Source organism: Denitratisoma sp., from assembly GCA_032027165.1.
GTDB lineage: Bacteria > Pseudomonadota > Gammaproteobacteria > Burkholderiales > Rhodocyclaceae > Desulfobacillus.
The window spans coordinates 1,366,636-1,386,795 of record JAVSMO010000001.1 but is presented as its reverse complement, the minus strand read 5'-3'; the positions used below and the strand labels follow the sequence as shown (position 1 = coordinate 1,386,795).

Below are 20,160 nucleotides of genomic sequence, written 5' to 3'. Positions count from 1 at the left end.
AACAACAGAGAGACTGAACATGAGAACGCAAGTCGCCATCATCGGTGCCGGACCCTCCGGCCTCATCCTCGGCCAGCTCCTGGCCAAGGCCGGCATCGACGCCGTCATCCTCGAGGCGCACACGCCCGAATACGTGCTCGGCCGCATCCGCGCCGGCGTGCTCGAGCAGGTGGCCGTCGACCTCCTCGACGAAGCCGGCGTCGGCGCCCGCATGCATGCCGAGGGCCTGCCGCACGACGGCTTCGAGCTTCTCGTCGGCGGGGTGCGTCACCGCATCGACCTGGCCGGCCTCACCGGCGGCAAGCGCGTGATGGTGTACGGCCAGACCGAGCTGACCAAGGACCTGATGCAGGCCCGCGCCGCGGCCGGGCTGAAATCGGTGTACGAAGCGAAGGACGTCAGCATCCACGACTTCGACACGAACAAGCCGCGCGTGCGCTACGTCAAGGACGGCCAGAACCACGAGATCGAATGCGACTTCATCGCCGGCTGCGACGGCTTCCACGGCGTCTGCCGCGCCAGCGTGCCGAAGACCGCCATCACCAACTTCGAGCGCGTCTATCCCTTCGGCTGGCTCGGCCTGCTCTCCGACACGCCGCCGGTCTCCGAAGAGCTGATCTACGCCAAGACCGCGCGCGGCTTCGCCCTGTGCAGCATGCGCTCCCGCACGCGCAGCCGCTATTACCTGCAGGTGTCGCTGACCGAGCGCGTCGAAGACTGGTTCGACGACAAATTCTGGGACGAGCTGCGCCGGCGCCTTGACCCGCAGGCGAACGGACGGCTGGTCACCGGCCCGTCGATCGAGAAGAGCATTGCCCCGCTGCGCAGCTTCGTCGCCGAGCCGATGCGCTTCGGCCGCCTGTTCCTCGCCGGCGATGCCGCCCACATCGTGCCGCCGACCGGCGCCAAGGGCCTCAACCTCGCCGCCACCGACGTGCGCACCCTGTCGCGCGCCCTGATCGAGTTCTACTCGGGCAGCGAGGCCGGCATCGACCACTATTCGGCGCGCTGCCTGCGCCGCATCTGGAAGGCCGAGCGCTTCTCCTGGTGGATGACCCTGCTGCTGCATACCTTCCCCGATACCAACCCCTTCGAGCAGCGCGCGCTCGATGCCGAGCTGGACTACGTCGTGCATTCCCTCGCCGGGCGCACCACCCTGGCGGAGAACTACGTCGGGTTGCCGTTTGAGGATTAGAAATGCCCCGTCATTCCCGCTGAGGCGGGAATGCAGCTACGCTCGAACAAAGACATTGGACTCCGGGTTCCGCTGCGCGGCCTCGGAATGACGGCTCCTGGCCGATTGCGTGTGTTGAATCCGTTCTGTCCAAACGACCGCTTCTGCCGCGCAAGCTCCTCAGAGTTGCTGGAGTACGCCCAAAACGGTCGGATCGCTCGAAAAAATGCAAGGAGGAGCTTGCTAGCGGACAGCCGACCTTGGCCGCCGAAAAATTAAGTAGACTTCGTCAATGGCCTATCTAAAAAGATTGCTTGGCGCTGCCCTTCTGGGTTTCATCGTGTGGGTGCTTTACCTGACCTTTCCGGAATGGTCGAGCATTTTCGCTTCGGCCCCTGCCACCTTTAGCGCGGAGAATTGGCAGGGGGCCCACAAATATCGACGCGAAGCGATGGCCAGGGATATTCTTGAGCGGAGCCTCTATGTCGGCATGCGGCGTGAGGACGTCTTGAAGTTGCTTGGCAAGCCGGAGCAACAATCCGATCGCGCTCTCCATTACTTCGTGGCGCTCACTGCTGCCGACTATATGGTGCTGACCTTCGAGATCGATGAAGGAGGGCGAGTTGCCAAAGCATACCTGCGGCAAAGTTAGGCCGCTCTGAGCCGGATTCACCCTCTTGCGCCATGGCGGGACGCAAACGGTCTATTGGGCATTACTTCTATCCCTTCGCTTCACCGGGTTAGCGTGGCGGAGACGTCTATTTCGGCCGACATGCAGTGCTACCCTCAAAAGTCAGTCCCCGCAACACGGCGCTTCCCATCAGGCTTATCGAAATGAATGACTTCGCCCCGGATCCGGGGCTGGCGCGCCGGATGGGTTGGCGGTAGATTCGCCGTCGGTTCTCCATTCCAGGCCAAGACCCGCCATGTTCGACCCCCAGCTACGAAACCCGCGACATCGCCGTCTCCGGCACGCGCATCCATGCGCGCGTGCGCGCCAACCCCGGCCGGCCGGCGCTGCTCCTGCTGCACGGCTACCCCGAGACGCACGCCATGTGGCACAAGGTGGCGCCGCGGCTGCAGGAGGATTTTGCGCTGGTGATCCCCGACCTGCGCGGCTACGGCGATTCGGGCAAGCCGCCTTCCGGGCCGGAGGCGGCGAACCAGTCGAAGCGCGCCATGGCGCGCGACATGGCGGAGCTGATGACCGCGCTCGGCCACGCGCGCTTCCGCGTCGCCGCGCACGACCGCGGCGCGCGGGTGACGCACCGCCTGTGCCTCGACCACCCCGAGCGCGTTCTTGGCGCCTGCGTGATGGACATCGCGCCGACGGCGACCACCTTCGCGCTCACCGACCAGGCGCTGGCGACGACGTATTTCCACTGGTTCTTCCTGATCCAGCAGGCGCCGCTGCCCGAGCGCATGATCGCCGCCGACCCGGCCGCCTGGCTGAAGGGCTGCCTGTCGCGCTGGAGCCTCGGCAACGAGGCGGCTTTCGATGCGGCCGTGGTGGCGGAGTACGTGCGCTGCTTCTCCGACCCGGAGGCGATCCGCGCGAGCTGCGACGACTACCGCGCCGCCGCCGGCCTCGACCTGCGCCACGACGCCGAGGACGCCGCCGCGCGCATCCGCTGCCCGCTGCTGGTGCTGTGGGGCGCAAAGGGCTTCGTCGGCCGCACGTACGACGTGCTGGCGCTGTGGCGCGAGAAGGCCGCCGACGTGCGCGGCGAGGGCCTCGACTGCGGCCACTTCCTGCCCGAAGAGGCGCCGGCGGAAGTGGCGGACAGGCTGCTGCAGTTTTTCAGGGCGAACAGGGAATAGGTTCGCCGCGCGATCTGGTATCTTCCCGCCTCATGACGAATCCCAGCCCGACCTCCGGCGACGGAGAGAAGAGCCCGTTCAAGGGCAAGACCGGCCTGCGCCGCATCTGGAACGCCTGCCGCTATTCGCTGGACGGCCTGGCCGAAGCCTGGCGCCACGAGAACGCCTTCCGCCAGGAAGTGTTGCTGGCGCTGGTGCTGATCCCGGCCGCCTTTTTCATGCCCGTCGGCGGGACGGGCAGGGCGCTGATGGTCGGCAGCGTGCTGCTGGTGCTCGTCGTCGAGCTGCTCAACTCGGCCATCGAGGCGGTGGTCGACCGCATCTCGCTCGAACATCACGCCCTCGCCAAGCGCGCCAAGGACGCCGGCAGCGCGGCCGTCATGCTGTCGCTGGTGAATGTCGCGGCGGTGTGGGCGCTGGTGCTGTTCGGCTGATTTCCGTTTCACGCCATTTTCACGCCGTCTTGAGGCGGGCTTGACGGCCCGCTTGCTAAGGTTGGGCCCGTTCGCATCCGGAGCCCTGCCATGCCTGTCCTGCCGTCCGTCCGCCAGCTCAACCGCTTCTTCCTCCTGTCGTGGCTGATCGCCGTCGTCCAGGTGGCCGGCCTGCAGAGCGCGCGCCAGTTCGCCTCACCCGCCGTCGCCGGGTGGACCCTGGCGGCGACGGCGAGCTACGCCTTCATCTACCTGCTGCCGGCGCTGCTGGTCGTGCGTCTGCTGCGGCGACTGCTGGCGGGGCGGCCGTGGCGCGGCGCCGGACCGCTGCTGGCCGCGGCGGCGATCGTCCTGACCGGCCTGACCCAGGCGCTGCTCTACGCCGACCGCCTGATCCACGACATGTACGGCTTCCACATCAACGGCTTCGTCATCGACCTGGCGACGACGCCGGGCGGCATCGCCGCCCTCGGCGCCGGCTGGACCACCCAGCTGACGGCGGCCCTGATAGTCAGTCTCCTCGTCACGGCGCAGGCCGCCGCCTATGCCTGGACGGCACGGCGCAGCCCGCCGGAGGCGGCGGGCCGCAATCCCTGGCGCTGGGCGCTGCTGGCGCTGGTGCTGCTCGGCACCGGCGAGCGCGTCGCCTATGGCTACAGCGCAGCCTCCAACTACCAGCCCATCCTCTTCGCCAGCGAGCACTATCCGCTCTACCAGCCGCTCACCTTCCGCAAGCTGGCGAAGCGCCTCGGCATCGCCTCCAACACGGAAGAGGCGCAAAGCCTGCGCGTGAAGGAGGGCAGCCTGGCCTATCCGCTCGCGCCGCTGCGCGTCGAGCCGCCTGCGGCGCCCCTGAACATCGTCTGGCTGGTCGCCGAGTCGCTGCGCTTCGACATGCTCGACCCGCAGATCATGCCGCGCCTGTGGGCCTTCTCCAACGACGCCCTGCGCCTGGAGAAGCACTTCAGCGGCGGCAACCTGACGCAGATGGGCGTCTTCTCGATGTTCTACGGCCTCTACGGCAGCAACTGGTTCCCGATGCGGGCGGCGCAGCGCGCGCCGGTGCTGATGGACGTGCTGCAGCGGCAGAACTACCAGTTCGCGCTGCACACCAGCCAGCGCTTCACCTATCCGGCCTTCGACAAGACCGTCTTCGCGAACATGCGGCCGGAGGACATGCACCCCCTCGAGGTCGGCGCGCCGCCCTGGCAGCGCGACGCGAAGAACATCGACGAGCTGCTCGGCTTCATCGACCGGCGCGACCCGGCGCGCCCGTTCATGGGCTACATGTTCTTCGAGTCCACCCATGCCCCCTACGATTTTCCGCAGGAGGCGGCCATCGCCCGGCCGTACCTGGAGAACTTCAATTACCTCACCGCCGACTTCGCCACGCAGACGCCGCAGATCAAGAACCGCTACATCAACGCCGCGCACCACGTCGACGGCCAGATCGGCCGCGTCATCGACCATCTCAAGGCGAAGGGACTGCTCGACAGGACGATCGTCATCGTCCTCGGCGACCACGGCGAGGAGTTCATGGAGCGGGGCCGCTGGGGCCACAGCGCCGAGTTCAACCGCTTCCAGACCGGCACGCCGGCCGTGATCCGCGTGCCCGGCCAGGCGCCGCGCACGGTCGCCGGCATCACCAGCCACCTCGACATCCCGGCGACCCTGATGCCGCTGCTCGGCGTGAAGAACCCGCCCTCCGACTACTCGCACGGCTACGACCTGCTGGCGCCGGGCTACCACCGCGACTATGCGGTCGCCGCCGACTGGAACCGCATCGCCTACCTCGGCAGCGACTTCAAGGTGTCCTTCCCGGTGAATGCCCTCGGCGCCATCCGCAACGAAGTCACCGACGGCGACGACCGCCCGCTGGCCGATTCCTCCGGCGTCATCAAGGCGATCCGCACCGCCATGCTGGAGATCATGGGCAACCTGTCGCGCTTCAGCCGCGCCCCGTCCTGAACCAAGCGGTGGTAGTCTTGCCGCCGGAAGGGAGAAGGACACGGCAATGCGACTGCTGGTGGTGGAGGACAACCGCGACATCCTGGCCAACCTGGCCGACTATCTCGCGCTGAAGGGCTATGAGGTCGACTGCGCGCAGGACGGCCTCACCGGCCTGCACCTGGCGGCGACGAACCATTACGACCTGATCGTGCTCGACGTCATGCTGCCGGGCATGGACGGCTACGCCTTGTGCCAGCGCCTGCGCGAGGGCGAGCGGCGCGATACGCCGGTGATCATGCTCACCGCGCGCGACGCCCTCGACGACCGCCTGCAGGGCTTCCGCACCGGCGCCGACGACTACGTCACCAAGCCCTTCGCGCTGCCCGAGCTGGCGGCGCGCATCGAGGCGGTGCTCAAGCGCACCCGCGCCGGCGGGCGGCGCCTGCTCAAGGTCGCCGACCTCAGTTACGACCTCGACACGCTCGAAGTCGCCCGCGCCGGCCAGCCGCTGAAGATCGGGCCGATCGGGCTCAAGCTGCTCGCCGTGCTGATGCAGAAAAGCCCGGCGGTGGCCACGCGCGAGGCGCTCGAGGCGGCGCTGTGGGGCGACGCGCCGCCCGACAGCGACAGCCTGCGCAGCCACATCCACACCCTGCGCCAGCAGATCGACAAGCCCTTCCCGAAGCCGCTGCTGCACACCGTGCACGGCGTCGGCTTCCGCCTCGCCGAGCAGGACAAGCCGGAATGAACGGCGACCAGAGCCTCGCGCGGCGCATCGTCGCGTCGTTCGTGCTGATGGCGCTGGTGGTGGCGGGCCTGTTCTCGCTGACCGTGGTGATGTCGATCAGCTACACCGAGGAGAACTACGCCTCGGCCTCGATGAGCAAGCGGCTCGACGACATCCTCGGCTCGCTCGACAAGGGTCTGCCGTTCCACCTCGACCCGGACACCGAACTCTACGTGCGGGGGCCGGACGGCCAGCCGCCGCTGCCGGCCTGGCTCGCTCATGTCAGGCCCGGCTTCCAGGAGGCCTACCGCGACGGCGACGAGCACCACGTCGTGGCGCGCGAGGAGGGCGGCACGCTCTACGTGCTGGTGCAGGACCAGGAGGAGTTCGAGCGGCGCGAGGACGTGCTCTACGTCGTCATCGCCTTCGCCTTCGCGCTGAGCCTGCTCGCCGCCTGGGGCCTCGGCCTGTTGATGGCGCGCCGGGTGATCGCGCCGGTGATCCGGCTCTCCGAACAGGTACAGCACCGCGAACAGCTGCTGACGGCGGCGCCGCCCCTGGCCGCCGGCTACGCCCCCGACGAGGTTGGCCGCCTCGCCGCCGCCTTCGACGCCACGCTGGGCGAGCTGCGCCAGGCCCTCGAGCGCGAGCGCTTCTTCACCAGCGACGTCAGCCACGAGCTGCGCACGCCCCTGATGGTGATCGCCAGCACCTGCGACGTGCTGCTGGCGCAGGGGCTGGCCGACGCGAAGCAGCAGATCCAGGTGCGCCGCATCCAGGCCTCCTGCGCCGAGATGCAGGAACTGGTCGAGACCTTCATGCGCCTGGCGCGCACGCCGGAAGGCACGCTCGACGACGGGGAAACCACGCTGGCGCAACTGGCCGGCGAACAGGTCGACCGGCTGCGGCCGGACGCGGCGGGGCGCGGGCTGGAACTGACGCTGGTCAGCGAGGGCGACGATGCCGGCCATTACCCGGCGCCGCTGCTGCGCGCCGTCGTTTCCAACCTGCTGCGCAACGCCATCCACTACACCGACCGGGGCTTCGTCCGCCTGGTGCTGCGCCAGGGCGGCTTCAGCGTCTGCGACTCGGGCGCCGGCATCCCGCCCGAGAAGCGCGAAACGGTGTTCCAGCCCTTCGTGCGCGGCGATGCCACGCGCGGGGACGGCCTCGGCCTGGGCCTGTCGCTGGTGCAGCGCATCTGCCAGCGGCAGGGCTGGCGCATCCGCCTCGACGAACGCCAGGACGGCGGCTGCGAGTTCCGGGTGGATTTTTCCTAGGACTTTCACGTTTTTTTCACGCCAGATTGACGCGACCCTGATGTGACGGTCGCTAGAGTGGGCATCGATCAGCCGACACGGCTGGAAGCCCGCTCACATGCCATACGAAATTGCTGCCGCAGCGCCGATCGGCGCCCGTTTTCCGACTAACGCCTCGATCGACTGGAAGGCGCTCGGCCGGGCCTACCTGTTCTTCTGGTACTTCTCGGGCGTCATCCACGTCCTGCTCGTCGCCAGCGGCGCCACCGGCTTCTCGCCGCTGCGCCACGGCATACTCGACAGCCTGCTGTGGCTGATTCCGATGCTCCTGTTTCCGCGGCAGGGGCTGCGGATTGCCGGGGCGACCGGTCTGGTCCTGTGGGCGTGCTCGCTCGCCGGCCTCGGCTATTTCGCCATCTACCGGCAGGAATTTTCCCAGAGCGTGCTGTTCATCGCCTTCGAGTCGAATCCGGCGGAGGCGGGCGAATTCGTCGCCAACTACTTCGCCTGGTGGATGATTCCCGCTGTACTGGCCTACACGATGGGCGCGCTGTGGCTGTGGCGGCGCCTGCGGCCGCTGGCGGTGCCGCGCGGTGCCGCGTGGCTGTTGTCGCTGGCCATCGTCTTCCTCATCGCGCTGCCGGGCACCTATCGGCTCCTCTACAAGCACAAGCCGCTGACCGGCGACACCCTCGTGCGGGCGCTCGCCAGCAGCCTGGAGCCGGCGGTGCCCTGGCAATTCGCCGTCGGCTATTACAAATACGAGCGCCAGCTCGCGGTGATGCAGGACCTGCTCGAGCGGAACCGCGGCTTGCCGCCCGTCGCCAATCTGGTCGACGCCCACGCCGGCCGTCCGTCGACGCTGGTGCTGGTCATCGGCGAATCGACCAGCCGGCTGCACATGAGCCTGTACGGCTACCCGCGCCGGACCTCGCCGCGCCTGGAGTCGATGCGCGACCAGCTCGCCGTGTTCAACCGGGTGATGGCGTCGCGGCCCTACACCATCGAGACGCTGCAGCAGGCGCTGACCTTCGCCGACCAGGAAAACCCGAACCTCCACCTGACGCAGCCGTCGCTGATGAACATCATGAAGCAGGCCGGCTACAAGACGTTCTGGGTCACCAACCAGCAGACGCTGTCCGGGCGCAACACCATGCTCACCAACTTCTCGCAGCAGACGGACGAGCAGGTCTACCTGAACCATACCCGCTCGCAGAATTCCTACAGCTTCGACGAAGAGGTGCTGGAACCCTTCGCGCGCATCCTGCAGGACCCGGCCGAGCGCAAGTTTATCGTGGTGCACCTGCTCGGCACGCACATGGTCTACGAGTACCGCTATCCGCCGGAATTCGGCGCATTCAAGGACAAGGCGGGATTGCCCGGCTGGGTCGCGGACGGCCAGTTGCCGCTGATCAACCATTACGACAACGCCGTGCGCTACAACGACCATGTCCTCGCCAGCCTGATCGAACGGCTGAATGCCCAAGGCGGCCGGTCGATGCTGCTCTATTTCTCCGACCACGGCGAGGATGTCTTCGACTCGCCGGGCCATGACTTCGCCGGCCGCAACGAGGCCCGGCCGACGCTGCCGATGTATGCCGTCCCCTTCGTGCTCTGGCGCTCCGCGGCCTGGCGGGAAGCCTTCCCCCGGGATTTCGCGCGGCAGGCCGATCGCCCCTACCAGACGGCCCATCTCATCCACACCTGGGCCGACCTGGCCGGGCTCAGCTTCGACGGCTACGACCCGACCAAGAGCCTGGTCAATGCCCGCTTCCGCGAGCGTCCCCTGCTGGTGGGCGATCCCGCTTCGCCGAAGGGATTGCGTGATTTGCGCGAGATGTTCCCCTAGCCGGCCCGCTGCCGGGCGACGCCATGAACCTGACTGAGCCAAAGCGGGAAATCGGCGGCAACGCCCTGCTGCTGCTGACCTGCCTGCTGCTGGTCGCCGGCGGCAACGCCCGCTTCGTCGCGCAGGTCCTGCATGCTTTTCCCCTGGACGCTGGCACTTTGCTGCCGCTGCTCTCGCTGGCGGTCGCCTTTCTGGCGTTCAATCTCGTCCTGTTCGGCGGGCTCGCCTTCGGGCGCATGACCAAGCCGGTGCTGATCGCGGCGCTGCTGACCGCCTCGGTCACCGCCTATTTCATGGACAGCTTCGGCACCGTCATCGGCGAGGACATGCTGCGCAACGCCGCCCAGACCGATGTCGGCGAAGCGTTCGACCTGGTCACCTTCAAGCTGCTGGCCTACTTCGTCCTGCTGGGCGTCCTGCCTTCCGCCCTGGTCTGGCGGGCGCCGCTGGCCTGGCGCGGATGGCGGCGCGAACTGATCGGACGGGCGAAGCTGCTGGCCGTCTGCCTGCTGGCGATCGCATTGATGGTGATGGCGTTCGGCGGTTTCTACGCATCCTTCATCCGGGCGCACAAGGCCTTGCGGAGCTATGCCAACCCCGCCTATCCGCTGCTGACGGCGCTCAAGCTGGCCGGCAGGGCGAACGAGGCGACGGCCGGCATGAAACCGGCGGCCGTCGCGCCGGATGCGCATATCTCCAAGGACGACCGGCACCGCGAGCTGATCGTCCTCGTCGTCGGCGAGACGGCGCGGGCCGACCGTTTCTCGATCAACGGCTACGCGCGCGACACCACGCCGCGCCTGCGCGAGGCCGGCGCGATCGGCCTGCCCGATTTCCGTTCCTGCGGCACCTCCACGGCTATCTCCGTGCCGTGCATGTTCTCGCCGAGGGGCATGGCGCGGTTCGATCCGAAGCGGGCCGCCGGAGAGGAGAATCTGCTCGACGTCCTGCAGCGCGCCGGCGTGAACGTGCTGTGGCTGGACAACAACTCGGATTCGAAGGGCGTCGCCTTGCGCGTCCCCTACCGGGACTACAAGTCCCCCGCCAACAACACCGTATGCGACACCGAATGCCGCGACGAGGGCATGCTGGTGCCGCTGCAGGATTACATCGACAGCCATCCCACCGGCGACATCGTCATCGTCCTGCACCAGATGGGCAACCACGGGCCGGCCTACTACAAGCGCTATCCGCCGGCGTTCGAGAAATTCCAGCCGGCGTGCAAGAGCAAGGATCTGGGCGCATGCAGCCGGGAGGAGATCGGCAATGCCTACGACAACGCCATCCTCTACACCGACCATTTCCTGGGCAAGACGATCGAACTGCTGAAGCGGAACGATGCGAAATTCGAGACCGCGCTGTTCTACCTGAGCGACCACGGCGAATCCCTCGGCGAGGGCGGGCTCTACCTGCATGGCCTGCCGCGCCCCCTCGCGCCCGACAGCCAGGTGCACGTGCCGGCCATCCTCTGGTTCGGCAGCGGCTTCGACGAACTCGACCAGGCGGCGCTGATGCGCAAGCGCGGGCAGCGCTTCACGCACGACCACCTGTTCCACACCGTCCTCGGCTTCCTGGAAATCAGGACGAGTGCTTACAAGCCGGAACTGGACATCCTGGGCGGCTGCCGGAAAGAAGAGTAGAGGCCGCCCTCTGCGCGCCCCGAAAGTCAGTCCCCGCGGCACGGCGGGGCGGCGCTACTTCGCCGCCGCCAGCATCGCCGCGCGGCTCGCCGGCGTCTCCAGGCTGATGCGGCCGAGCTTGCCGCCGCGGTAGTCGGTGAGCAGGATCATCGCGGCCTTTTCCAGGTCGAGTTCGCCGGCGTGGCGGCCCTTCGTGATGCAGCCGCGCTTCTTCGCGATGGCCTCGACGGCGGCGACGCCGTCCAGGCCGTCGACGTCGATCTTGTAGCGCGCGGCGAGCAGGGCAGGGTAGCGCTGCAGGAGCAGCCCGGCCAGGAAGATCCCCACTTCGGAATCGATGACGGCGTTGCGGCCGATGGCGTGGCTGGCGGCGAGCATGAAGCCGTCGCTGTCGTGCTCGATCTTCGGCCACATCAGGCCCGGCGTGTCGGTGAGGGTCATCGTCGGGCCGAGGTCGTGGCTCATCTGCGTCTTGGTCACCGCCGGCTCGTCGCCGACGGCGGCGACGCGGCGCTTGAGGAGCGCGTTCATCAGCGTCGACTTGCCGACGTTGGGGATGCCCATGATGAGCATGCGCAGCGGCTTGAAGGTGTCCTTGCGGTGCGGCGCCAGCGCGCGGCACAGGGCCGGCACGCGCGCGGCCTCGCCCGGCTGCTTGCAGGAGATCGCCACCGCCTTGACGCCGGGCTGGCCGTTGTAGAAATCGAGCCAGGCCTGCGTGACGTCCGGGTCGGCGAGGTCGGCCTTGTTCAGCAGCTTGAGGCAGGGCCGCTGGCGGTGCAGGCGCAGCTCGCGGATCATCGGGTTGCTGCTGGCCTCCGGCAGGCGCGCATCGCACACCTCGATCACCACGTCGGTCAGCGCCATGGTTTTGGCGGCTTCCTTGCGGGCCGAGGTCATGTGGCCGGGGAACCATTGGATGCTCATGGGCGTTTCGTATCCGGTTGGTGGGCGCCGGCGCCGACGACGCGGATTTCCTCATCCGCGAAGCGCACCACCGCGCCCGCCCGCAGCTTGCGGCGGATGCGGGTCTCGACTTCGCCGTCCACGACGACGGCGCCCTCGGCGATCGCTGCCTTGGCGGCGCCGCCGGAGGGCACCAGGCCGAGCAGCTTGAGGAGGTCGTTGAGGGGGATGAATTCTCCCCTGAGTTCAAAGCGGTGAAGAGCCATGGTGCGCGATTATAGTCGCGCCGCGCCGCGGCATCGGATCTGCATGAACGTCACCGAGCGGCGGAAGCACGGCAGGGCCAGGCTGAAGAACACTGTGCCGAAGCACTACTGAAATCCCGCTGCAAAAGTCAGTCCCCGCGGCACGGCGACAAATCGTCGCATGCGACGCCAGGTCGCAGGGTGTGCCGGCCGGAGCGAAATAGAATGCGCCGGCCTACACAATCACTGCGGAAAAAATCATGCATAGCCTGACCCGCCTCGCCAAGAGGCCGTTGCCGTTCCTCATCGCCCTCCTGCCGTTCGCGGTGCATGCGCAGGAGAACAGCCTGGGCGAGATCGTGGTGTCCGAGCCGAAGATCGCGGTACCCCTGAATTCGGCGGGCGTCGGCGCGGCCGAGCTGCAGTCGCTGCGTCCGGCCACCAGCGACACCGCCAGCCTGCTGCGCAACACGCCGGGCGTCAGCCTCTACGGCGCCGGCGGCGTCTCCAGCCTGCCGGCGATCCACGGCCTCGCCGACGACCGCCTGCGCATCAAGGTCGACGGCATGGACCTGATCGCCTCCTGTCCCAATCACATGAATCCGGCGCTGTCGTACATCGACCCGACCAACGTCGGCACGCTGAAGGTGTATGCCGGCATCACGCCGGTGAGCGTTGGCGGGGACAGCCTCGGCGGCACCATCGTCGCCGAGACGCCGGCGCCGGAATTCGCCGCGCCGGGGCAGGGCAGCCTGGTCAAGGGGCAGGCGGGTGCGTTCTACCGCAGCAACGGTAACGCGCGCGGCGGCAACGTCACGGCCACCATCGCCACGGAGAACGTCAGCGTGACCTATTCCGGCGCGCTGAGCGAATCCGGCAATTACACGTCCGGCGGCAACTTCCGCACGACGACGGCGACCGGCCGCCCCGGCCACACGCTGTCGCGCGACGAGGTCGGCTCGACGGCCTACAAGACCGCCAACCACACGCTGGGCGTCGCGCTGAAGCACGCCAACCACCTCGTCGAGGCGAAGCTGGGCTACCAGGACATGCCCTACCAGCTCTATCCGAACCAGCGCATGGACATGCTCGAGAACACCCAGCACCGCCTGAACCTGCGCTACCTCGGCCGGTTCGACTGGGGCGGCCTGGAGGCGCGCGCCTATCACGAGAAGGTCGACCATTTCATGGATTTCGGCGACGACAAGCGCTATTGGTACGGCTCGCTCTCCGGCGCCGGTACGCCATGCTCGCCGATCCGCTTCGCCGGCGATCCGGCCGGCACCTGCGCCGCCGGCATGCCGATGTACACGGAAGGCAAGACCAGCGGCGCCTCGCTCAAGGCGGACATCGCCCTCTCGCAGCGGGACCTGCTGCGCGTCGGCGGCGAGCTGCAGCGCTACCGGCTCGACGACTGGTGGCCGGCCTCCGGCGGCGGCATGGGCCCCGGCACCTTCTGGAACATCAAGGACGGCGAGCGCGACCGCACGGCGCTGTTCGGCGAGTGGGAGGCGCGCCCCGGCCCGCAGTGGATGACCCTGCTCGGCGTGCGCTACGAGCGGGTGCGCTCGGACGCCGGCGACGTGCGGGGCTACCGCACGACGGCCGGCGCGCCGGGCAGCCAGATCGCCGATGCCGCGCGCTTCAACGCGCGCGACCATGGGCGCAACGACGACAACTGGGACTTCACCGCGCTGGCCCGCTACACGGTGGATGCGACGCGCGACATCGAGTTCGGCCTGGCCCGCAAGGTGCGCTCGCCGAACCTGTACGAGCGCTACACCTGGTCTACCTGGCCGATGGCGGCGACGATGAACAATTTCGTCGGCGACGGCAACGGCTACATCGGCAACCCCGACCTCAAGCCGGAGAAGGCGCACACCCTGAGCGCCACCTTCGACTGGCATGCGGCCGACCGCAGTTGGGAGTTCAAGGCGACGCCTTATTACACGCGCGTCAGCGACTACGTCGACGCCGTGCGCTGCACGACGGCCCTCCTGCCCGGCTCGTCCTGCCCGGCGGTGAACGCGGCGACCAACCAGTTCGTTCAACTGCGCTACGCCAACCAGTCGGCGCGCCTCTACGGACTGGACCTCTCGGGCCATGTGCCGCTCGGCAAGACCGGATGGGGGGCGTGGGGCCTGAAGGGCCTGCTCAACTATGCCAACGGCAGGAATCGCGACAGCGGCGACGGCCTCTACAACATCATGCCGATGAATGCCCGCATCACCCTCACGCAGCAGGTCGGCGGCTGGGACAATGGCATCGAGCTCGTGATGGTGAAGGCGAAGAACGGCGTCTCCGACGTGCGCAACGAGATCAGGACCGACGGCTACAGCCTGGTCAACCTGCGCGCCAGCCATTCCTGGAAGCAGACGCGGGTCGACTTCGGCATCGAGAACCTGTTCGACAAGTCCTACGACCTGCCGCTCGGCGGCGCCTATACCGCCCAGGGCACGACCATGAGCATGAACGGCATCCCCTGGGGCATCGCCGTGCCCGGCATGGGGCGTTCGGCCTATGCCGGCATCAGCGTGAAGTTCTAGTCGAGCCGGCAGTCGCGCCGGCCCAAAATCAGCCCCCGCGGCACGGCGCGGCGCTTCAGTCGTAGCGCCGCGCGATCATCTCGGCGGCGCAGGCGGGCTTGTGCTGGCCTTCGATCTCGACGAGGGCGTGCCAGGCGTACTGGATGCCGCCGGGGATGTCTTCCAGGCTGGCCAGGGTGAAGCGGCTGCGGATGCGGTCGCCGGCACGGACGGGGGCGGAGAAGCGCACGCGGTTGAGGCCGTAGTTGATGCTCATGCGGCCGCCCTGGACGTCGAGCGTCTCCATCATCATGTGCGGCAGCAGCGAGAGCGTCAGGTAGCCGTGGGCGATGGTCGCGCCGAAGGGCGACTCGGCCTTGGCGCGCGCCGGGTCGACATGGATCCACTGGTGGTCGCCGGTGGCGTCGGCGAAGCGGTCGATGCGGTCCTGGTCGACCTGCAGCCAGTCGCTGACGGCGACTTCCTTGCCGACCCACTGCTTGAGTTCTTCCAGGTTCTTGATGGTGATCTTGGGCATACTCAGTTTCCGATGAATTCCCGGATCATACGGTTAACTTCCTCCGGCCGCTCGTGGATGACCCAGTGCGTGCCGTCGGGGATGCGCTTGACGGTGAGCTGCGGCACCAGGGGGTCGAGGCCGTCGAGGAGGCCGGGCAGGAGCGCGGTGTCGCGCTCGCCCCAGATCACCAGGGTCGGCACGCGCACCGTGAAGGCGGCCGGGTCGAGCTGAATGGCTGAGGGGCCGGGCTCCTCGGGGGTGGGCGGGTGCAGCGGAGAGGCGCGGTAGAAGTTCAGGCTGGCGTCCATGGCGCCGGGCTGGGTCCACGCCTCGCGGTAGCGCGCCAGCAGCTCGGGCGTCAGCCAGCGCGGATCGGCGGTCGACTGCGCGAGCATGGCGGCGAGTCGCGCGCAGTCGTTTTCCAGCAGCTTCTCCGCCGCGCCGGGTTTTCGCAGCCAGAGCATGTACTGGCTGGCTTTCTGCTGGGCCGTGCTGTCGCGCAGCTCGCGGGCGAAGGTCACCGGGTGCGGCGAGTTGATGATGACCAGCTTATCGACGTATTCCGGATGCTCGGCGGCGAGGTTCCACGCCGCGGCGCCGCCCCAGTCGTGGGCCACGACGATGGCGGGGCGGCCGCCGAGGTGGTCGATCAGCCGGCGCAGGTCGGCGACGAGGTGCTTGGGCCGGTAGGCCTTGACGTCGGTGGGTTTGCCGGAGAGGTTGTGGCCGCGCAGGTCGAGGGCGACGGCATGGCGGTCGCGCGAGAATTCCTCCAGCTGGTCCTGCCAGGCGTGCCAGAACTCGGGAAAGCCGTGCACGAACAGCATGAGCGGGCCGTCGCCGGCGTCGACGTAGTGCAGGCGGACGTCGTCGAAGTCGACGTAGTGGTGCTGAAGGTTCACGCCGCCACCAGGCGCTTGCCGTCGAGCCGGGGGACGACGTCGTAGAGGCTCTTCTGCGCGGCGAAGTCGACCTCGCGGTCGAGCCGGCGTTCGAGCATCATGCGGCCGACGCGGGCGCGGCGCAGGCATTCGCCGGCCTCGCATTTCTCGTGCAGCAGCATGGCGGCGAGGGCGGCGTCGGTGAATTCATGTTCCTGCGCCTGCTGCGCGAAGAGCGAGACGAGGTAGCCGGCGCCGTAGAAGTCTTCCAGGTTGAAGTTGTCGGCCGAGCCGGAGCAGACGATCAGGACCGTCTCGTCGCCGTGGTGCGCGGCGATGTGCTTGACCACCGCCTCGCCGTTCAGCAGCGAGCCGACGTAGACGTGGTCGGCCTCGCGCGACTTGGCGACCGCCACCGTGCCGTTGGTGGTGGAATACACCAGCGTCTTGCCGGCGAGGTTTTCCGCGAGCAGGGCCAGCGGCGTCGGATGCACGAAGCCGGGCAGGGTGTCGGCGTTGAGTTCGCCGGAGAGCACGCAGGATTCGGCCGGGTGGCGCGCCGCCTCGGCCTGCGCCGCCGCGCCGTCGAGCGTCGGAATCACCTCAGCGGCGCCGTGCGCCATGGCGGCGACGATGCTGGAGGTGGCGAAGAGGATGTCGAGCACGACCACCGTCTTGCCCGGCAGGCGCTGCGAATCGAGCTCTTCCTTTTTCAGGAGGACGTGGATCTTCGCCATCAGTGGCTTCTTCGACGGAGCATGCCGTAGCCTTCCATCTGCATGACTTCCTCGTTGTTCTGGTTGAGCACTTCCCAGCGGTTGCGCACCAGGCCGATGTGCGGCTTGCTCTCCATCGGCCGCGCCTCCAGCGTGACGCAGCGCACGCGCAGGGTGTCGCCCGGGCGCACCGGCTTCAGCCAGCGCAGGCTGTCGACGCCGGGCGAGCCGAGGCTGGCCGTCTCCAGCAGGTAGGCGTCGCAGGTCATGCGCATGCACAGGGCGCAGGTGTGCCAGCCGCTGGCAATGATGCCGCCGAACATGGAGTGCTTGGCCGCCTCTTCGTCGATGTGGAAGGGCTGCGGGTCGAACTCCTTCGCGAAGCGGACGATGTCCTCCTGCGTCAGCGTGATGCCGCCGAACTCGATGACCTTGCCCGGGGGAAAGTCTTCCCAGTAGTACTTGAAGTGCTTGCTCATCCTTCGGACTCCTCTTTCGGTTTGGCGGGCGGCATCAGGGCGAAGACGCCCGAGGCGCGCAGGATGCGGCGTTCGCCGACGTGCAGGTGGCAGTTGGCGTAGGCGAGGCGGCTGCCGATGCGCAGGATGTCGACGTGGGCCTCGACCCAGTCGCCCGGCAGGGCGCTCTCGATGAAGTCGGTGGTCAGGCTCACCGTGACGATCGGCTGCGGCGGCGTGCGCGAGTGGTAGAGCACGATGCCGAGCGCGCTGTCGGCCAGCGTGACCAGCATGCCGCCATGCACGATGCCGCGGCTGTTGGTGTGGCGTTCCTCGATGCGCAGGCCGACGACGATCTGGCTGCCTTCCCGCTTCCAGTGGAAGGGGCCGAGTTGCGTGAGGTAGTGGCCGAGGTGCGGGATCGGCGTGAAGCCGGCGGGGATGGCGTCGCTCATGGTCAGGAGAACTTCGAAAAATCCGGCTTGCGCTTCTCGAGGAAGGCGCTGAAGGCCTCCTTCGCCGCCGGCGAAGCGAGCTGGCGCTTGAATATCTCGCCTTCCGCCTGCATCGCCTGCGGCACGAGGGCGGCGACGGATTCCTTCAACAGGCGCTTGGTCTCGCGCAGCGAGGCGGCCGGCAGGGTGGCGAGCTTCTGCGCGCGTTCCTGCGCGTGGGCGAACACCCCGGCGTCGGGCAGCACGGCGTTGACCAGGCCCATCTCGCAGGCCTTGGCGGCGCCGAAGGGCTCGCCGAAGAACAGCAGCTCGGCGGCGCGCGGGTGGCCGACCAGGCGCGGCAGCAGCAGGCTGGAGGCGGCCTCCGGACACAGCGCCAGGTTCACGAAGGGCAACTGGAAGCGCGCGCCTTCGCCGGCGTAGACCAGGTCGCAATGCAGCAGCATCGTCGTGCCGACGCCGACGGCGTTGCCGGTGACGGCGGCGACGAGGGGCTTGGGTGCGGCGGCGATGTTGCGCAGGAAGCGGAACACCGGCCGGTCGGGGTCGTCGGCCGGGCCGTTGAGGAAGTCGGCGAGGTCGTTGCCGGCGGTGAACACCTCGGGCTGGCCGTGGATGAGGACGACGCGCACGGCGTCCTCATCCACGGCGCGCTCGAGGGCGTCGGCCATGGCGGCGTACATCGGGCCGGTGAGGGCGTTCTTCTTCTCCGGCCGGCGCATCTCGATGCGCAGGACGCCTGAAGCGAGTTCGGTGTGGATGTGTTCGCTCATGTCGATTCCCTTAGAACCATTCGTTCCGCATCTCCCGGCAGCTCGGCTCCAGCGCGCGCAGCAGGGCGTGCTGCGGCTGCGTCTTCGGCAGCTCCCACTGGAAGAAGTAGCGGCAGGCGGCGAGCTTGCCGCGGTAGAAGTCTTCGTCGGCCTTGTTGCCAGAAGTCAGTCCCCGGCATGCGGCGACGGCTTGTTTCAGCCAGATCCAGGCGACGACCGTGTGGCCGAACATCTCGAGGTAGACGCTCGAATTCGCCAACGCGGCGTCGCCGTCGCGGCCGAGCGCCTCGGCCAGCGTGCGCGTGGTGACGCCGACCTCGGTGATGGCGGCGCCGAGCGCCAGCGCATGCCCTTGCAACTCCGGAATGGAACCGGCCTCCTGCACGGTCTTCTGCACCTCGCGGGCGAAGCGCTTCAGCGCCGCGCCCTCCTGCATCATCACCTTGCGGCCGAGCAGGTCGAGGCCCTGGATGCCGTGCGTGCCCTCGTGGATGGGGTTGAGGCGGTTGTCGCGGTAGAACTGCTCGACCGGGTATTCGCGCGTGTAGCCGTAGCCGCCGTGCACCTGGATGGCGAGGCTGTTGGCCTCCAGGCACCACTGCGAGGGCCAGGACTTGGCGATCGGCGTGAGGAGGTCGAGCAGCAGGCCGGCGTCGCGGCGGGCATTCTCGTCGGGCGCGCTGTTCTGTTCGTCGACCAGCCGTGCGCAGGTGAGGCACAGCGCGTAGCCGCCCTCGACGTAGGCCTTCTGCGCCAGCAGCATGCGCCGCACGTCGGCGTGCTCGATGATCTTCAGTTGCGGTGCCTGCGGGTTCTTCGAAGCCGGGTGCCGGCCCTGCGGCCGCTCGCGCGCGTAGTCGAGCGCGGCGAGGTAGCCGCGGTAGCCGAGCATCACGGCGCCCATGCCGACGCCGATGCGCGCCTCGTTCATCATGTGGAACATGTACGACAGGCCCTTGTGCGGCTCGCCGACCAGCTCGCCGCGGCATTGGCCCCCATGTGTACCTGAGCCGAAGCTGAGCATGGTCGACGTCGTGCCGCGGTAGCCCATCTTGTGGATGAGGCCGGCGAGAGCGACGTCGTTGCGCTCCCCGAGGCTGCCGTCGTCGTTCACTAGATATTTCGGCACGATGAACAGCGAGATGCCCTTCACGCCGGGCGGGCCGCCGGGGATCTTCGCCAGCACCAGGTGCACGATGTTCTCGGAGAGCTCGTGGTCGCCGGCGGAGATGAAGATCTTGTTGCCGCTGATGCTGTAGCTGCCGTCCGCGTTCGGCTCGGCGCGCGTGGCGATGTCGGACAGGCTGGAGCCGGCCTGCGGCTCGGTCAGCGCCATGGTGCCGAAGAAGCGGCCGGCGAGCAGGGGCTTGAGGTACTTCTCCTGCTGCGCGGGCGAGCCGAAGCGGCGGATCACGTTGGCGTTGCCGATGCTGAGAAAGGGATAGCCCGAGGTCGACACGTTGGCGCCCTTGAAGAGCGAAAAGCAGGCCTGCGTCATCGTCACCGGCAGCTGCATGCCGCCGAGCGCGTAGTCGTGGGCGGCGGCGGTGAAGCCGGCGTCGATGAAGGCCTGCAGGGCTTCCTTCACCTCCGGGATCATGGTTACGCGCTGGCCGTCGAACTGCGGCTCGTGCTCGTCGGCCTTCCTGTTATGGGTGGCGAACTTCTCCGCGGCGATGGCCTCGGCGGTGTCCAGCGCGGCGAGGAAGGTCTCGCGCGAGTGGTCGGCGAAACGCGGCCGCGCCGTCAGCGACTCGGCGTCGAGGAGCTCGAAGAGGACGAACTCCAGGTCGCGGCGGTTGATGATGCGTGCGGTCATGCGGACCG

The 20,160-nt window shown here is 68.1% G+C and carries 19 protein-coding genes; 10 read left to right on the top strand and 9 right to left on the bottom strand.

All coding sequences use genetic code 11. The annotated features are described in order from the left end of the window. Positions 1-19: 19 nt before the first annotated feature. From pobA to ROZ00_06775, 9 genes are all read left to right on the top strand, one after another. Positions 20-1,195: a 4-hydroxybenzoate 3-monooxygenase gene (pobA, locus tag ROZ00_06815; protein MDT3735916.1), complete on the top strand. Its 1,176-nt coding sequence runs from the start codon at positions 20-22 to the stop codon at positions 1,193-1,195. A 271-nt stretch (positions 1,196-1,466) separates the two neighbouring features. Further along, complete coding sequence (locus ROZ00_06810; protein ID MDT3735915.1) at positions 1,467-1,826, top strand: hypothetical protein; 360 nt, start codon at positions 1,467-1,469, stop codon at positions 1,824-1,826. 338 nt (positions 1,827-2,164) lie between these two features. Continuing rightward, positions 2,165-2,995, top strand: a complete 831-nt coding sequence (locus ROZ00_06805) for an alpha/beta hydrolase (protein MDT3735914.1) — start codon at positions 2,165-2,167, stop codon at positions 2,993-2,995. Positions 2,996-3,027: 32 nt separating this feature from the next. Beyond that, on the top strand, positions 3,028-3,429 hold the full coding sequence (locus tag ROZ00_06800) for a diacylglycerol kinase (GenBank protein MDT3735913.1): 402 nt from the start codon (positions 3,028-3,030) through the stop codon (positions 3,427-3,429). 90 nt (positions 3,430-3,519) lie between these two features. Beyond that, a complete protein-coding gene (locus ROZ00_06795; protein ID MDT3735912.1) occupies positions 3,520-5,397 on the top strand; it encodes a sulfatase-like hydrolase/transferase in 1,878 nt (625 codons plus the stop codon). A gap of 46 nt (positions 5,398-5,443) precedes the next feature. Beyond that, entirely contained in the window at positions 5,444-6,127 is a 684-nt protein-coding gene (locus tag ROZ00_06790) for a response regulator transcription factor (GenBank protein ID MDT3735911.1), read from the top strand. Then, positions 6,124-7,386: a HAMP domain-containing sensor histidine kinase gene (locus ROZ00_06785; GenBank protein MDT3735910.1), complete on the top strand. Its 1,263-nt coding sequence runs from the start codon at positions 6,124-6,126 to the stop codon at positions 7,384-7,386. The genes ROZ00_06790 and ROZ00_06785 overlap by 4 nt, the downstream gene beginning before the upstream one ends. Before the next feature lie 97 nt (positions 7,387-7,483). Beyond that, on the top strand, positions 7,484-9,214 hold the full coding sequence (gene cptA / locus ROZ00_06780) for a phosphoethanolamine transferase CptA (GenBank protein MDT3735909.1): 1,731 nt from the start codon (positions 7,484-7,486) through the stop codon (positions 9,212-9,214). 23 nt (positions 9,215-9,237) lie between these two features. Further along, a complete protein-coding gene (locus ROZ00_06775; GenBank protein ID MDT3735908.1) occupies positions 9,238-10,854 on the top strand; it encodes a phosphoethanolamine--lipid A transferase in 1,617 nt (538 codons plus the stop codon). Positions 10,855-10,908: 54 nt separating this feature from the next. On the opposite strand, the gene ylqF is transcribed toward ROZ00_06775, so the two are convergent. Together ylqF and ROZ00_06765 are read right to left on the bottom strand one after the other, a co-directional pair. After that, complete coding sequence (gene ylqF / locus ROZ00_06770; GenBank protein MDT3735907.1) at positions 10,909-11,781, bottom strand: ribosome biogenesis GTPase YlqF; 873 nt, start codon at positions 11,779-11,781, stop codon at positions 10,909-10,911. Further along, positions 11,778-12,026 carry an RNA-binding S4 domain-containing protein gene (locus ROZ00_06765; GenBank protein ID MDT3735906.1) on the bottom strand — a complete coding sequence of 83 codons (249 nt, stop codon included), beginning with the start codon at positions 12,024-12,026 and terminating at the stop codon, positions 11,778-11,780. Before ROZ00_06765 ends, ylqF begins: the two co-directional genes overlap by 4 nt. 239 nt (positions 12,027-12,265) lie before the next feature. On the opposite strand from ROZ00_06765, the gene ROZ00_06760 reads away from it, so the two are divergent. Beyond that, positions 12,266-14,551, top strand: coding sequence for a TonB-dependent receptor (locus tag ROZ00_06760; protein MDT3735905.1), 2,286 nt, complete (start codon positions 12,266-12,268; stop codon positions 14,549-14,551). A 55-nt stretch (positions 14,552-14,606) separates the two neighbouring features. Here the strand turns inward: ROZ00_06760 and ROZ00_06755 are convergent, their stop codons facing one another. From ROZ00_06755 to ROZ00_06725, 7 genes are read right to left on the bottom strand one after another with little or no spacing between them, the layout of a single operon-like run. Continuing rightward, positions 14,607-15,068, bottom strand: coding sequence for a MaoC family dehydratase (locus ROZ00_06755; protein MDT3735904.1), 462 nt, complete (start codon positions 15,066-15,068; stop codon positions 14,607-14,609). A 2-nt stretch (positions 15,069-15,070) separates the two neighbouring features. Next, entirely contained in the window at positions 15,071-15,952 is an 882-nt protein-coding gene (locus ROZ00_06750) for an alpha/beta hydrolase (protein MDT3735903.1), read from the bottom strand. After that, on the bottom strand, positions 15,949-16,668 hold the full coding sequence (locus ROZ00_06745; protein MDT3735902.1) for a 2-phosphosulfolactate phosphatase: 720 nt from the start codon (positions 16,666-16,668) through the stop codon (positions 15,949-15,951). Before ROZ00_06745 ends, ROZ00_06750 begins: the two co-directional genes overlap by 4 nt. Beyond that, complete coding sequence (locus ROZ00_06740; protein ID MDT3735901.1) at positions 16,668-17,126, bottom strand: MaoC family dehydratase; 459 nt, start codon at positions 17,124-17,126, stop codon at positions 16,668-16,670. Before ROZ00_06740 ends, ROZ00_06745 begins: the two co-directional genes overlap by 1 nt. After that, positions 17,123-17,560: a PaaI family thioesterase gene (locus tag ROZ00_06735; GenBank protein MDT3735900.1), complete on the bottom strand. Its 438-nt coding sequence runs from the start codon at positions 17,558-17,560 to the stop codon at positions 17,123-17,125. The genes ROZ00_06740 and ROZ00_06735 overlap by 4 nt, the downstream gene beginning before the upstream one ends. Positions 17,561-17,562: 2 nt before the next feature. Continuing rightward, positions 17,563-18,333, bottom strand: coding sequence for an enoyl-CoA hydratase (locus tag ROZ00_06730; protein MDT3735899.1), 771 nt, complete (start codon positions 18,331-18,333; stop codon positions 17,563-17,565). Between the two features lie 10 nt (positions 18,334-18,343). Then, positions 18,344-20,152, bottom strand: coding sequence for an acyl-CoA dehydrogenase (locus tag ROZ00_06725; protein MDT3735898.1), 1,809 nt, complete (start codon positions 20,150-20,152; stop codon positions 18,344-18,346). Between the last annotated feature and the right edge of the window lie 8 nt (positions 20,153-20,160).